This window comes from Rhizobium leguminosarum, assembly GCF_002953715.1.
GTDB lineage: Bacteria > Pseudomonadota > Alphaproteobacteria > Rhizobiales > Rhizobiaceae > Rhizobium > Rhizobium leguminosarum_V.
This window is the reverse complement of the sequence record NZ_CP025012.1, coordinates 628,306-642,930: the sequence shown is the minus strand read 5'-3', so window position 1 is coordinate 642,930 and position 14,625 is coordinate 628,306. Positions and strand designations below refer to the sequence as shown.

Sequence of the window (14,625 nt, the reverse complement as noted above, 5' to 3'; positions counted from 1 at the left end):
CCGGAAGCAAGCATCAGCGATACGCGCGGGTCTCCATCAGGAAAAACTCTCCAGCACGGCCAGGAATGTGTGCCGGTCGCCCTGCCCTTCGGTCAGGCGCACACGACCCTCGATGTCGGCGAGGTGGTGGTCCATCAGCTGTTGCGCCTTGGCGAGGTCTTTCGCCTTCAAGGCGGCTACGATCATGCGATGATGGTCCGCACCGCAGTCGTCCTTGCGGTCTTCCTCATAGAGCGACATGACGAGGGAAAGCCGGGCGACGATCTTGGCGAGCACTTCCGTCAGCACCGGGTTGCCGGCCATTTCGGCGAGCACAATGTGGAACTTGCCGGACAGAACCGTCTTCGACTTTTCGTCGCCGTGGTGGTGGATGTGCTCTTCTTCGTCCGTCAGCTTTTGCAACGCATCCAGCTGCTCCGGCGTGACCCGGGCGATGACGAGTTCCAAAAGCAGCCTCTCTATCTTCCGACGCGCCTCGAAAAGGCTCTTTGCTTGCTCGACGCTCGGCTCGGCGACGAAGGTGCCGCGATTTCTCTTGCGTTCCAGCAGGTGGTCGCTCTCAAGCACACCGAGTGCCCCGCGCACGACGGTTCGGCTGACACCGAAATGCTCGGCGATCGCCTCCTCCAGGATTTTGGTACCGGGCTTGAGCGCACCCTCGCCGATGGCGGCGGCAAGCGTGGCGCGGATACGTTCCGAAACATCGTCATGGGTATCGGCGCTCTCCACCGACCCATTAGTCGCTGTCATCGCTTTGGGACTCTGACGGCGCATCTTTCTCATTGCAGTCTCCAAATTGCCTCTGGCGGCCCGGCGTGGATTCGATCGCTCACCAAATATCCGTGCCCGATAATTATTTCCATAAGAATATTCTTGCGTAGATCATCTCGGCACATGTATTTCGATCGACGGTACCGGCGAAAACACCGACACCGCCTTGGGACTCAGGCCGCTTTCTGCTTCTTCACCGGTGCGGACAGGGCAATACCCTTTTCGGTGCAAACCGCCTCGATGTGACGGGCCGATTGCCTGATGAAGCCGATCGCCTCGTTAAAGCCGTAAGACTGATTTTCGTAGGTCGGGTAGCCGTATTGGCTGCTTTCATAGGCTACCCAGTCCGGAAATTCACCTGAGGCGACCCGTTTCTCATAGGCATCCACCATCGCCATATAGGCCGCAAGCTCATCCGCCGTCAGGTCCGGGTGGCCGGCGCGCCAGATAGGATCGTCGATCTCGATGCATTGGCGCGGATTGGCTTTGCGAGGCTTGTCGGCGACAGACTGGGCGACTTCCAGCGACAGGTTCAGCGTCGGGTTGGCGTCCGCAAGAATGGGGAGGATCGCAGCAAAATCGACGATGCCGCCGCCAACGGGTCTGGTCTGGAAATCGAGACCACCCGGAGCGCGCCCGACATAGGCATCCTTGATATGGGTCTGGCGGATATGGGGAGCCAGGCGCTTGGCGGCGAAGACCGGATGCTCGCCCCGCTGCAGTCCGTTGGCCGTGTCGAAGACGACGCCGACGCAATCGGCGCCGACCTTCTCGATCAATCGCAGGATCTCGAAGGAGGTGATCTCGTCATGGGTTTCGATGTTCATGTGCGCGCCATTGGCACGGGCGACGGGAGCGAGCTTGCGGAGGACCTTTTCGATCCCGAGCAACTGCTCTTCCCAGGTCACATCGGTGCGGAAGCGGTCATTGGCCAGCCGGCCACGATATTCGCTCTTGAAATTGCCCGGAGCAACCCAGAGCTCATGGCAGCCGATTGCGGCACTTGCCTCGATCATGCGCGTGAAACCGGCAATGATATCGCCGCCGCCGGCTGCCCGCAGCGCCGGTTCCTCGGCGCTGCAATAGGGATTGATCTTGCCGATGCCGCTTTCGAGATAGAGGCCAAGATCGTCAGCCTTCGCCCTGATCTCGTGCAGCAGGCCGCTGTCGAGATCGGGGCTCATGTCCAGCGCCGTACTGAAGAAAATGCCTGCGAGCCCAAGTTCCTTGACGTGATCAAGGCTTGCCAGCGGACCACGCTTCTTCGCCTCAGGCAGCTTTATGCTGTCGATTCCCAATTTCATGTCATGCTCCTCTGCTGTTTCCTGATGGGGCGCGCTGCACTGGCGACCCCTTCGTTGTTGATCTCAATTCACGTCGATGGATCCGCGATCACGCCCGTCCGGGAGCGCGAGGCTTCTCTGCTGTCCGGCCTTTCGGAACGAGACTCTTTTCGAGATAGTGCTGGCCTATGGATGCGACACTCGTGATGGCGAGGTACCAGATCGAGGCGACGAACAGCAGTTCGATGACGAGGAAGTTCCGGGCGTAGATTGCCTGCGCCTGCGTCAGCAGATCCTGCATGCCGATGACCGAGACGATGGAACTGGCCTTCAGCATGCCGATGGCCTGGTTCCCCGTCGGCGGCACGATGATACGCGTGGCCTGGGGCATGATGACGGTGAAAAAAGTCTGGGTCTTTTTCAGCCCGAGCGCCGTGGCCGCCTCGCGCTGGCCGCGGTCGACCGCGACCAGGCCGCCGCGGATGATCTCCGACATGTTCGCGGCTTCGTGCAGTCCGAGTGCGAGAAAGCCGGCCAGGGCCGGCGTCACCAGATCGTTGATCGAAATGGTGAAGGTTCCCATCCCGACCTGCGGGATGAAGAGGGCGATGTTGAACCAGAAGAAGATCTGGACGATGAGCGGCACGCCGCGAAACCACCAGACGAAACCAGCCGCGATGGCTTTGAGAACCAGGTTATGGCTCGTCGCCATCAACGCCAGCAGGCATCCGAGCACAATGCCGAACACCATGGCGCCTGCCGTCAATTCAAGCGTCAGCAGGACGCCGCGCAGGATTGAAGGATCTACCAGATAGTGGGGGATCTCCGACCACTGGATGCTCTGGCTCTGCCCGACGACGAGCGCAAAGAAGGCCAGCGCTGAAATCGCGATGGCACCGGTTGCGATCTGCCCCCAACGCATCGGTCTTCCGACCGATGGCGCAAGGGAGAGCGATATGGGTGACGCTTGAAACAGGGCCATCGGCGTCAATCCGCAGGCATGCTGGCGGCATCGTTGACCTTGACGGTCTTCACGGCCAGCGGTCCGAGGCTCCACTTCTTCATGATGGTCTCGTAGGCGCCGGAGTCCACCATCTGCTGCAAGGCGGCGACGACGCTGTCGCGCAGCTGCGGATTGTCCTTGGCCGTCAGCATGCCGAGATAACCGACGGCAAGGCGGATATCCGGCAGCGCCTGCAGGCCCTTGCCGTTTCCGGTCTGGTGTTCGGTCGTGTAGACGCTGGTGGCGTAACCATTGACCGTGGCGTCAGCCCGCCCCGTGCGGACGGCCTGAAGCACATCCGGCATTTTCGGGATCGACATGATATTGACCGGGGTCGCACATTTCGCCGATGCCGCCTCGACCATCTTCGCCTGGAAGGTGCCGACGGGAACGGCGACCTTCTTGCCGCACAGATCCTCCATGCCCTTGATGGCGAGAGGATTGTCCTTGATCGTCATGATCGTCGTTGCGTCATACATGTAGTCGATGACGTCGACCTGCTTTTCCAGCTCCGGATCGTCGTTGATTCCCGAGATCGAGATGTCGAAGCGCTTTGCCAATATGGAGGGCACGATCGCCGCACCCGCCCCGACATCGGTCATCTCAACATCGACACCCAGGATGACGCCGAGTGCGGCAGCGATATCGGCATCGATGCCGATCAGCTTGCCATCCTCGCCGTGAAAGCTGATCGGTGGCGTCAGGTCGGTCGCGACCTTCAATACGCCCGATGACTTGATGGAGGGCGGCAGCCCGTCGGCCAGTTTCTGCGTGAGGACGACGCCGGGGAGCTTGGCGACATCGGCATCAGGCGTCATCTTCTCAGCGGCACCTCCGGCGGCATAAGCAGAGGCCGCGATCAAAGAGACCATCGCTCCGGCAACCCCGGCCTTCAAGATTTTCTGAATGCGCATCATGTGATCCCCTTTCATTTTTGTGTCGGTGAATTCTCGGGATCATCCATGCAATCGCCGTGCCACCTGCAGTGGCGCGTCAATAATCACCTGATATTAATAGGTTTTTTGTTAATGACGACATTTCGGACAGAGTTTCGCAATATAATTCGCATGAAGTTTCGAACATATGGTGCACAATTTTTACTCTCCCCTGCCCTGCCGCATCACTTTTGACCGCCTCATTCGCTCACAAGACCCAAAAACACCTCTTCAGATGCCAAATCCCGCGCTTTTCGGCGCTTGATCGCCCGCTCAGGGGCCGTGGCTGTTTCTATCTGATGCCCATTTAATATACGACGCTGGCGAAAATTTATACAAAAACTAAATGCGAATTTCAAATCGAATATGTATTATTATAAACTTTCGAAACTTTATAAGTCGAAAATATTGCTTAATTTTCATTGGCTTGGCATTAACGACAAAGACAATCGGCAAAACTGGCATGCCGCTTGCAATTCGTTTCTCATGAACAAGCTCGACGCAAAATTTCTCGCCGGACCGCATCTCCGTCTTGTGCCGGAGACAGCGCAGCAATCCGTGACCTCGACCCAGAACCAGGGAGGCCCTATGCAAGGCATACCGAATATGGCTGAACGCAAGCGGCTCAGCGTTCAGGGCCTCACCCACAGTTACGGTGGCCAGAACGCCATCAGCGACGTGGCTTTCGATATCGAGGCCGGCGAGATCGTTGCCCTGCTCGGGCCGAGCGGCTGCGGCAAGTCGACCGTACTGCGCGCCATCGCCGGGCTGATCCAGCCGAAGGCGGGCAAGATTGTGCTCGGAGAGAGAGATTTGGCCGATGTCTCGGCCCGCTCGCGCGGCGTCGGCATGGTCTTTCAAAACTATGCTTTGTTTCCGCATCTGACGGTCGCAGAAAACATCGCCTATCCGCTGGCCTGCCAGAAGCTTCCTCGCGCTCAGCGCAAGGCGCGCGTCGAGGAGATGCTGTCTCTCGTCAGGCTCAAGGATTATGGCAATCGCCTGCCGCGCGAACTCTCCGGCGGGCAACAGCAGCGCGTCGCCGTTGCGCGTGCCATTGCCGGGCGCCCGTCCCTTCTTCTGCTCGACGAACCCTTCGGCGCGCTCGACCGCGCCTTGCGTTTCGATCTGCAGGTGGAGCTGCTGCACCTGCAGAAGACGCTCGGCATCACGACGCTGATCGTCACGCACGACCAGGAGGAAGCCCAGAGCCTCGCAAACCGCCTGGTGCTGATGAACAAGGGCAATGTCGAGCAGATCGACACGCCGATGACCGTCTATGACCGCCCGAAGACGCTCTTCGTCAACACCTTCATCGGCCAGGCAAACCTGCTCAATGGAACGGTGCTGCGGCTCGATGCCGAGAGCACGCTGATCGGCCTTGCGAATGACCGGACCCTGCTCCTGCCGCGCCGGCTGAACTTCACCCTCGGCTCGAAGGTCACGATCACCTTCCGGCCGGAGGAAGTTCGCCTGTCGACACAGCCGAGCGAGAGCGCCCTGCCCGTTCGCATGACGGTTTCCGTGCCGCTCGGCCCATCCCTCGTCCATGACCTTGCCCTCGAAGACGGCACGGGCCTGCGCGCTTCCGAGGTCAGAGGCCCCACCACATTCATTCCCGAACCGGGAACGCCGCTATTTGCCGAGATCGACACCGCAAGGTGTCACACCTTTCCGGCCGAACCGGAAATCATGAGTGAAGAAACAGATCAACAGAGGTGAACGTGATGAAGGACTTTCAGATTACCCGTCGTGGGTTCGGTTTCCTGGCGGCCGGTGTCGCCGCATCGGCCATGCTTCCGCTTTCCGCCCGCGCTGCCGGCGGCGGAGCCGTTGCCGCCACTTTCCCAGGCAGTTGGGAGGATGCCTACCGCACAGTGCTGACGCCGATGGTCAAGGATGCAGGCTATGACCTGACCATTGCCCCGGCGATGGCGCAGGACCAGCTTGCCAAGATCATGGCAAGCCCCGGCAACCCGCCCTATGACACGCTGCTGATGTCGCCCGGCCAGATGGCCGTCGCCATCGAGAAGGATCTCATCCAGAAGATCGATCCGAGCAAGCTCAAGAACTGGGGCATGCTCGATCCGTCCTTCCAGGGCGAATACGGCCCGACCGTGACCATCGAAGTCAACGGCATTGCCTACAATCCCGATCTCGTTCCGAAGCCGAAGGGTTATCGCGATCTCTTTGAAAACCCGGCCTATAGCGGCAAGGTTTCCTGGACCGGCTTTGCCTCGAACACCGCCGTCATGGCCTATACCGAGATCGCCAAGATCTTCGGCTCCGGCCCGAACGACATGGACGCCGTCTTCAAGCTGTTCAAGGATCATCCGGAGCATCTGAAGGGCGTGGTCGACAGCACCAACCATCAGATGACGCTGTTCCAGCAGGGCGAAATCGCCGTCTTCATGTGCTCGACCGGCAATGTCGCCCACCTGAAGAGCCTCGGCCTCAACGCCGAGTTCGTCCATCCGGAGACCGGCTCGCCGGCAGCCCCCGTCAACATCCACCTGACCAAGGGCTCGGCCAATCTCGACGCGGCCTATGCCTATATGGATGCCGCGATCTCCAAGGCCGCCCAGGACCAGCTCAAGGAGCCGCCGACCGAGATGTTCCCGACCAACAAGGACGTGGCGCTGACACCCGGCATCGAAGCCTATGTCACCCGCGACCAGATCAAGACCATGGTCTATCCGGACTGGGTCGCGATCAACAAGAACCGCGACGACTGGATTCGCCAGTTCGACGCGCTGGTTGCCGGTTGAGGTGATGTGATGAAGGCGAGCGGCTTCCCATACGTCCTACCGATGCTGTTGCTTTCCGTGGCGTTCTTCGCGACGCCGCTCGCCGTCCTCGTCGGTTTCAGCTTCGCCGGTCCCGGCGGAGCGACCCTCGACCATTATGCCCGCTTCTTCGGCGACGCGTTCAATTTCCGCGTCCTCGTCAATACCGCAAGGCTCGGGCTCGAAACCGTCATCGGCACGACCTTGCTTGGCGTGCCGATCGCACTCCTCTACTGGCACGGCGGCCGAAACCTGCGGCAGGTTCTGATCTTCCTGACGCTTATTCCGATGCTGACCAGCAATGTCGTGCGCACCTTCGCCTGGATCGTCATCCTCGGGCGCCAGGGGCCGATCAGCGAAGCGCTGGTCGGGCTCGGCCTGACGGGAATGCCGACCAGCCTGCTGTTTACCGAACTCGGCCTGGTCATGGCCATGTGCCAGATCGATCTGCCGCTGATCATCCTGCCGCTGATCGCGATCCTGTCGCGCACGCCGGTGCAACTGACGGAAGCGGCCCAGGTTTCCGGCGCCGGTCCCTGGCGCATCTTTGTCACCGTGCTTTTGCCGCTGATGCTGCCGGGCCTGCTGGCGGGCTGGATCCTGGTCTTTGCCAGCACCAGCAGTTCCTTCGTTACCCAGGCCGTCATCGGCGGCGCGCGCAACGTCTATGTTCCGCAGCTGATCTACCGCGAGGTCGGTACTCTGTTCGACTGGCCGCTGGCCTCGGCCATCGCCGTCGTCCTGCTGCTGTCCACCGGCTGCCTGCTGGTCGCCCTTACCATGATGTCCCGTCACAGGAGGTTGGTCGGTCATGCGTGATCGTCGCGAGAATCCCATTCCCGTCATGCTCTACAAGGCATTCGTCTACGGTTTCGGCGGGCTCTGCGTCATCTATCTCGTCGCACCCATCGTGATAGCGCTGACGATGTCGTTCACCTCGGGGCAGACATTGAAATATCCGCCGCAGGGCTTTTCGCTCAGGTGGTACGCGGCGCTGCTCGATCCCGTTCGCTCGGCAACCGAACATATCGCCGCCTGGAACTCGCTGAAGATTGCCGGCCTTGCCGTCCTCGGATCGCTGATCTTTGCGGTTCCGGCAACCATCGGCATGACGCGCATGAATCGCAGCACCGCCGGCACCATCGAGCCGCTGCTTCTCGCCCCGCTCGTCCTGCCGAGCCTCGTCTACGGCCTTGCCGCCTTGATCGTCGCCAACTTCATCGGCTTCAAGCCGTCGCTCTGGCTGACCGTATCAGGCCATGTCGTGGTCTTCGGGCCGCTGATGTACCGCGCCGCCTCCGTCGTCGCCCAGGGCCTCAATCCCTCGCTTGCCGAGGCATCGACGACGATGGGCGCGAGCTGGTTCATGACCCTGCGGCGCGTCACCTTGCCGCTATTGATGCCCGGCATTCTGGCCGGCGCATTCCTCGTCTTCATCCAGTCGCTCGACAATGTGTCGGTATCGCTTTTCCTCGCCGACGCCCGAACGACGGTCCTGCCGCTGCGCATGTTCGCGCTGATCGAGGAATCGCTCGATGTGCGCGTCGCGGCAATCTCCGGAATTCTGATCGCCGTGACGCTGGTCGGACTGCTGGTTGCCCGGCGCGTGCTCGCGCCGCCCCGGCAGGCCTGAACAATCCGTCATTGACCTATGCCTGAACTTGGAAGGAACACATTCATGAACATGCGCGCGACAAACGCAGGCGGCGGGATGGGATCGCTGCTGGCCGATTTCCAACCGGATTTCGACTTCTCCGCGCCCTTGCCGCTTCCTGTCGAAGAGTTCGAGGATCGCCTTCGCAGAATTCGCCGTCAGGCGGTCGAGGCCGGTCATGACGCGCTGATCGTTCACGCCGGCAGCGTCGGCTGGTTCCACGCTTCGAACGCCTATCTTCGCTATATCTGCGACTGGATGCGCGAAGGCGTGCTGATCATTCCGACCGATGCCGACAAAGCGATGGTGCTTCTGTCCTTCTTCACCCAATCCGTCCTGCTCCCGCCGGGCGGCGAGCCCGTACTCGTCGACGAAATCTGGCAGATCGGCCCGATCGGCCGCGAATATGCCGACCGTCCCGGCGATTCCGTCCTCAAGACCGCTGAGAAATGCGCCGAGGTTCTCGCCAGTCTCGGTCTTGCCAAGGCCCAGATCGGCAGGATCGGCGATCGTACGTCGCTGACCTTCTGGTCTGCGCTCGACGAGTTGATGCCAAAGAGCAAGTTCGTCGCTGACAACGCCATTCTCGATCGCATGCAGAAGGTCCGCTCACTGCCCGAGATCGAGATGTTCCGCGCCGCCGCCCAGCTGATCAGCATCGGCACGCAGGCCGCCTATCATGTGGCGAAGTCAGGCGTCACCGACCATGAAATCCTGGCCGCCTTCACCTATGCGCAGATGGCGCTCGGCGGCGAAACCGGCGACGGCTACCAGATCGGCATCAACGAATTCGGCACGCATTGCGGCAAGCCCTATGGCCACATCGTCCGGCCCGGCGACCTCATCAACCTCTATATCTCCAACGTCACCTATCGCGGCTATACCGCCCAGACCGCCCGGATGATCGCGATCGGCGACATCACCAGCCGCCAGGAGGATGTGCTTGCCGCCTGCACCGAAGGCGTCAAGCGGGCCGAAAAGCTCATCAGGCCCGGCGCATTGATGCGCGACGTCAATAACGCCGCCTTCGAACCGATGATCGAGCGTGGCATGCTTTCGTCACCGGAAGCGCGCACCATGCCCTATAACTGGTCGCCGATGCCGGATGGCGGCGCACGCCTGATCCCCCATCAGTATGTGAAGGACATCGACTGGGAGGCGCAGGGCCGCAAGCTCATGCACGTCTATCCGGCAACGCACGGACCGCACAATCCGAACCTCGGCCATTCGGTCGGCATGGCCGGCGGCCAGAACAGCTTCAACATCTCCTCGCATAACTACGACAGGATGGAGGAGGGCATGGTCTTCGTGCTGCATACGCAGTGGCTGGAACCGCTGTCGGCCGGCTGCAATATCGGCGACATGTATGTCGTGACCAAGGACGGTTTCGAGAACCTCAGCCGCCATACCCCGCTTGAAACCCACCGCGTTGCTGCCGAGTCCTGACATGAGCAATCATAAACAACACACGCATTTCGATTTCGCCAAGCTGACCGAGCGCGAGCGTTACAAAATCCTCATCGGCACGGTCATCCCGCGCCCCATCGCGCTGGTGACGACGGTGAGCAAGGAAGGCCTGCCGAATGCCGGCCCGTTCAGCTTCTTCAACGTCCTGACCCACGACCCGGCGATCGTCGCCATCGGCGTCGAGAATTATGCCGACATGCGTTTCAAGGATACCGCCCGCAACATCCGCGAAACCGGCGAGTTTACGGTCCATATCTGCGATGACGCCCTTGTCGACCAGATGGAGGTCTGCGCCATCAAGTTCGGGCCCGAGGTCGACGAACTCTCCGAAGCCGGCCTGGCAACGGCGCCGGGACAGATGGTCAGAAGCCCACGCATCCTCGCAGCCCCCGCAGCACTCGAATGCCGCCGCCACACGACCCTGCAGGTCGGCCCCGCCCGCGAAATCATCCTCGGCGAAGTCCTCGGCGTCTATGTCAGAAGCGATGCGGTCAATCCGACGAACCTGCATATCGACCAGCAACTGATGGACGCCGTCGGACGAATGGGCGGCCATACCTACACAAGGACGCGCGACCAGTTCGACATCAAGACGCAGACCAAAGAGGAGTGGAGTTCAAGAAAGAGCGTTTCGGAGCCGGTCATCGCGTAGCCAGGTTTGGGCTCCGGGCCATCGCGCGCCGTTGGGTGATCCGGTCCAGGGCGACGTGAAGGGCCTACTGGGATTGACTGCACTGCTCGTCCGTCCCGACGGAATAGTCGCCTGGGCCTGTGAGGGCGAGGCGAATGCGGAAGAAGCTGTCGAAGCCGGGTCGCTTTGGTTTGCCGTCCGTGACGGCGGATAGAGTCGCTGTACGATTCTTGACTTCTGACCTGCCCGGACCTTCTCGGCTCGTCGCCGGCAGAAACAGGTTCTCAGTTTGGAGGTTCATCTCCACGATGCGGAGATATGGGAGGTTTTTATTTGTCGGGCCAAGCTGAACGAAGTGCCTTCCAGAAATCCCGCAGCGCCAGAAGGAGTGCGCCGTTGTATTTTCCGTACATGAACGTCACCACGTCATCCGTGTCCCACTGCCCCTTGCGCTCGCCTTTCGTCGAAAACTCCACAATTTGATCGAAGGCAATCAGGATGTCATGACGTGCATCATTTTACATTGATGCAAGCAGCATCACGCCCCCTGAATTTAGACTTGCCTGATTGCACAAAACCCGACCCGAAGCAGGTTAGGCTTCTTGTGCAATGGCTCGGGGGACTATCTCAAATTCGGGCGTGGCTGGTGTCACGACATCCATGCACGTCCAGCCAGTTACGAAGCGGAAGTGAGACGTCGGGCCGTATACACCAACTGCCATTTTCCAGATTTCAGACTGCGACTTATTGAAGGCAGCTTCCTCCACTTGATATGCGAAGTGATCGCGAACCAAGCCTTCGTCGGCACTGTGCTCGTGTTCAGTGCTCAGTGGCATTTCATCAATCAATCGGACGATACACGGACCATCAAATGAGACCCTCAGCAAATGTCTGGGGTCATCGATAAAAAAGTCTGCTTCAACGCGTTTGCCGGTCTTCCAACGGAAGGAATGGAGGTCGCTGGCGCTAGCCCGAATGGCGATCCCGATGTTTAGTGGAATATATTTGCTCACCGGGCCAATCTTTGCCATTTAAACTTGCATCGCGGAAGACTTACCTCAGGAAAATGCCGCAAACTTCATAGGAAAAGCACAGGGCTATCGGAGCTAATATGCGGACATGTCGGCACGAACCAATCAACACAATGGCCACCTTCGCCCTACATGGACCGAACACCTAGCCTTTTGTTCTCACGCAATTCCCCAGGAAGCTGCTTTGCACTTTTCCTGGCAATCCCCTAATCCAAAAACCGATAAAGCCAGTCGCGCGTTTCCTCCGGCAGCGAGGCCGGCGACTGGTCCTCGCGGGTGCGGGCCTGCCAGATGATCTCGACCTCGGCGGCACGCTCCTCCCCGGTGTCGATCGAAACGAGGAAGCCGATGGAATGCATGCCGATCTTGTCGACGGTGGCGGTGAAGGTTGCCGGCTCGTCATAGTGCAGCGGGCGGTGGAGCATGCAGGAAACTTTGCTGGGGCTATAGACGGGTTCGTCATCGATATCGGGCCGTGAGGACCAGAAGCTCGCTAGGACGGACTCGGCATAGGAAATATAGGAGGCCAGAAACATCTGGCCGGTCATATCGACATCGCGAAACGGCACACGTATTTCCGCCACATCAGGACGTTTCGACTGACTCATCAACAGATCTGCCTTACAGAGTTCCCATAGCAACACTACTTCATAATAGCTTATATCGGAACCGGCTTAAGGATAAAATTACGCAATAGTTCAAAGTGTTACAGTGTCCTCCACGCACATGAAAGGATGCGGCGCCGTTGCAATGGAGCTGCTCGACGGAAACGGCGCAAATGAGACAGTAGTGATAGGCGAGCCGTCGCAAGGCGCGGCAAGAGCGCTTGTTGAAATCGTCAGGCGATGCCCCATCTGCTGTGGCACATGACATAAGCGACCGATAGAGTGTCTTCATGAGCACCCGTCTTTATGAACACCCGATCTTCCTGGAACATGTGACGCCCGCCGGCCATCCGGAGCGATCGGACAGGATCCGCGCCATCAATGTCGCGCTGGAACATCCGAATTTCGAGCGGCTGGAGCGCCGGCAGGCGCCGCAGGCGAACGAGGATGCGGTGCTGCTTGCCCATCCCGAAGAACATCTCATCGCCGTCATGCGGGAGATCCCTGAGGAAGAGGGGGAGATCAACCAGATCGAAGCCGATACCTATGCAAGCAGCAAAAGCCTGCAGGCGGCGCTGACCGGCATTGGCGGGGCGATGGCGGCGGTGGACGACGTCTTTACCGGCCGGGCCGACAATGTCTTCGTCGCTGCCCGCCCGCCAGGGCACCATGCCGAGAAGATGACGGCGATGGGTTTCTGCTTCTTCAACAATGCGGCGATCGCCGCCCGGCATGCGCAGAAAACGCATGGCGCCGAGCGCATCGCCATCGTCGACTGGGACGTGCACCACGGCAACGGCACCCAGGATATCTTCTGGGACGATGCCTCGGTGCTGTTCTGCTCGACGCACCAGATGCCGCTTTATCCCGGCACCGGCGCCAAGGACGAGAAGGGCACGCACAACACCATCGTCAATGCGCCGCTTTCGCCGAATGTCGGCAGCGACCACTTCCGCGAGGCGTTCAAATCGCGTGTGCTGCCCGCGCTGGACGATTTCCGGCCGGACCTCATCATCATCTCCGCCGGCTTCGACGCACATCACCGCGATCCGCTGGCGCAGATCAATCTGACCGGCGAGGATTTCGACTGGGCGACCGGGCGCGTGCTCGAACTCGCGGACCGGCACGCGAAGAACCGGGTCGTCAGCCTGCTCGAAGGCGGTTATGATCTCGAGGGACTCGCCGAATCGGCGGGCATGCACATTCTGAGAATGATGAAGGGTTGAGAATGACTGACAGCGCCAAGCCGGAGGTGTCCGGCCTTTCCTTCGAAAAGGCGGTTGCCGAACTCGAAAGCATCGTCGCCCGGCTGGAACGCGGCGATGTGGCGCTGGATGAATCGATCGAGATCTATGAGCGCGGCGAAGCGCTGAAGAAACATTGCGAAACCCTGCTTTCGGCCGCCGAGAACCGCATCGAGAAGATCAGGCTCGACCGCGCCGGCAAGCCGCAGGGCGTCGAGCCGCTGGACGGCGCCTGAGGCGCAGCAAACTCCCTTTTGAAGGCGCTTGGCTATCGGCTTCAGACCGATCTATGATCCCCATCCAAAACGATGAGGGGACAAGGAAATGTCGGATAGATTGAAGGGCAAGGTCGCCATTATCTCGGGCGGCGCCACCGGCATGGGCGGCGCCGCTTCGAAGCTTTTTGCGGCGGAAGGTGCGCGTGTTGCGATCATCGACCGCAATGGCGATGCAGCCGCCGAGACCGTGAAGCACATCCGTGATGCCGGCGGCGAGGCCGATTGCTGGACGGCCGATGTCTCGGACGAAACCGCGGTCAATGCCGCCGTCGCCGGTGTCGAGGAACGCTACGGCGCAGTCACCGTGCTCTTCAATCACGCCGGCACGATCGTCATCAAACCTTTCCTGGAAACGACCGTTGAGGAATGGGACTGGCTGCATGCCGTCAACGTGCGCTCGATGTTCCTGATGACCAAGGCGGTGCTGCCGAAGATGATTGCGAGCGGCGGCGGATCGATCGTCTGCACCTCGTCGATCTCGGCGGTCGCCGCCACGCCGATGGAAGTGCTTTACGACACGACCAAGGGTGCCGTGCATATGTTTGCCCGCGCCATCGCGGTCGAATTCCGCGATCGCAACATCCGCTGCAACGCCGTCTGCCCGGGCTTCATCCGCACGCCGCACGGTCTGCGCGAGGTGGCCGACCTGCAGGCGCTCGGCGTCGATGTTTCGGATGCCGCCATTGCCGCCCAGCAGGGGCGGATCGGCGAACCCGAAGATGTGGCGCGGGCCGCCCTTTATCTCGCCAGCGACGAATCGAGCTTCGTCAACGGCGCCCACCTCTTCGTCGACAACGGTTTTACCGCAATCTGAGTCATTCGGGCGGCGCGCTTCAAGTGCTGCAGCGTCCTTTGCGCATCCGATTGGACGCGCGGCGCTCTTTCAAGTGCTGGAGCGTCCTTTGCGCGTCCGATTGGACGCGCGGCGCTCTTTCAA

At 60.4% G+C, this 14,625-nt stretch carries 16 protein-coding genes; 10 read left to right on the top strand and 6 right to left on the bottom strand.

The features are described 5' to 3' along the window. Positions 1–36: 36 nt before the first annotated feature. From CUJ84_RS03120 to CUJ84_RS03105, 4 genes are all read right to left on the bottom strand, one after another. Positions 37–783: a GntR family transcriptional regulator gene (locus tag CUJ84_RS03120; RefSeq protein WP_105005140.1), complete on the bottom strand. Its 747-nt coding sequence runs from the start codon at positions 781–783 to the stop codon at positions 37–39. A gap of 161 nt (positions 784–944) precedes the next feature. Further along, entirely contained in the window at positions 945–2,075 is a 1,131-nt protein-coding gene (locus tag CUJ84_RS03115; RefSeq protein ID WP_105005139.1) for a sugar phosphate isomerase/epimerase family protein, read from the bottom strand. An 88-nt stretch (positions 2,076–2,163) separates the two neighbouring features. Further along, positions 2,164–3,036, bottom strand: coding sequence for an amino acid ABC transporter permease (locus CUJ84_RS03110; RefSeq protein ID WP_105005138.1), 873 nt, complete (start codon positions 3,034–3,036; stop codon positions 2,164–2,166). 5 nt (positions 3,037–3,041) lie between these two features. After that, entirely contained in the window at positions 3,042–3,974 is a 933-nt protein-coding gene (locus CUJ84_RS03105) for an ABC transporter substrate-binding protein (protein WP_105005137.1), read from the bottom strand. Between the two features lie 504 nt (positions 3,975–4,478). Between CUJ84_RS03105 and CUJ84_RS03100 the strand changes: the two genes are divergently transcribed. From CUJ84_RS03100 to CUJ84_RS39240, 7 genes are read left to right on the top strand one after another with little or no spacing between them, the layout of a single operon-like run. Then, complete coding sequence (locus tag CUJ84_RS03100) at positions 4,479–5,714, top strand: ABC transporter ATP-binding protein (protein ID WP_105008072.1); 1,236 nt, start codon at positions 4,479–4,481, stop codon at positions 5,712–5,714. Beyond that, entirely contained in the window at positions 5,711–6,760 is a 1,050-nt protein-coding gene (locus CUJ84_RS03095; RefSeq protein WP_018068377.1) for an ABC transporter substrate-binding protein, read from the top strand. The genes CUJ84_RS03100 and CUJ84_RS03095 overlap by 4 nt, the downstream gene beginning before the upstream one ends. Before the next feature lie 9 nt (positions 6,761–6,769). Beyond that, positions 6,770–7,597 carry an ABC transporter permease gene (locus CUJ84_RS03090; protein WP_032999150.1) on the top strand — a complete coding sequence of 276 codons (828 nt, stop codon included), beginning with the start codon at positions 6,770–6,772 and terminating at the stop codon, positions 7,595–7,597. Next, a complete protein-coding gene (locus tag CUJ84_RS03085) occupies positions 7,590–8,411 on the top strand; it encodes an ABC transporter permease (RefSeq protein ID WP_105005136.1) in 822 nt (273 codons plus the stop codon). Before CUJ84_RS03090 ends, CUJ84_RS03085 begins: the two co-directional genes overlap by 8 nt. Before the next feature lie 45 nt (positions 8,412–8,456). Beyond that, the gene (locus CUJ84_RS03080; RefSeq protein ID WP_105005135.1) at positions 8,457–9,878 is read left to right on the top strand and encodes a M24 family metallopeptidase; all 1,422 of its coding nucleotides are present in this window, start codon (positions 8,457–8,459) and stop codon (positions 9,876–9,878) included. 1 nt (position 9,879) lies between these two features. Beyond that, the gene (locus CUJ84_RS03075) at positions 9,880–10,551 is read left to right on the top strand and encodes a flavin reductase family protein (RefSeq protein ID WP_105005134.1); all 672 of its coding nucleotides are present in this window, start codon (positions 9,880–9,882) and stop codon (positions 10,549–10,551) included. A gap of 55 nt (positions 10,552–10,606) precedes the next feature. Further along, positions 10,607–10,744, top strand: a complete 138-nt coding sequence (locus CUJ84_RS39240; protein WP_348632679.1) for a hypothetical protein — start codon at positions 10,607–10,609, stop codon at positions 10,742–10,744. 379 nt (positions 10,745–11,123) lie between these two features. Here CUJ84_RS39240 and CUJ84_RS38615 read toward each other — a convergent pair whose 3' ends face one another. Together CUJ84_RS38615 and CUJ84_RS03065 are read right to left on the bottom strand one after the other, a co-directional pair. Next, positions 11,124–11,561, bottom strand: a complete 438-nt coding sequence (locus CUJ84_RS38615) for a hypothetical protein (RefSeq protein WP_245457514.1) — start codon at positions 11,559–11,561, stop codon at positions 11,124–11,126. A 206-nt stretch (positions 11,562–11,767) separates the two neighbouring features. Further along, complete coding sequence (locus CUJ84_RS03065) at positions 11,768–12,169, bottom strand: acyl-CoA thioesterase (RefSeq protein ID WP_105005133.1); 402 nt, start codon at positions 12,167–12,169, stop codon at positions 11,768–11,770. 287 nt (positions 12,170–12,456) lie between these two features. Here CUJ84_RS03065 and CUJ84_RS03060 point away from each other — a divergent pair, with 287 nt between their 5' ends. The 3 genes from CUJ84_RS03060 (at position 12,457) to CUJ84_RS03050 (ending at position 14,502) form a co-directional block, all read left to right on the top strand. After that, complete coding sequence (locus CUJ84_RS03060; RefSeq protein ID WP_018449324.1) at positions 12,457–13,392, top strand: histone deacetylase family protein; 936 nt, start codon at positions 12,457–12,459, stop codon at positions 13,390–13,392. Positions 13,393–13,394: 2 nt separating this feature from the next. Continuing rightward, on the top strand, positions 13,395–13,646 hold the full coding sequence (locus tag CUJ84_RS03055; RefSeq protein ID WP_003545921.1) for an exodeoxyribonuclease VII small subunit: 252 nt from the start codon (positions 13,395–13,397) through the stop codon (positions 13,644–13,646). An 88-nt stretch (positions 13,647–13,734) separates the two neighbouring features. Then, complete coding sequence (locus CUJ84_RS03050; protein WP_105005132.1) at positions 13,735–14,502, top strand: SDR family NAD(P)-dependent oxidoreductase; 768 nt, start codon at positions 13,735–13,737, stop codon at positions 14,500–14,502. Positions 14,503–14,625: the final 123 nt, after the last annotated feature.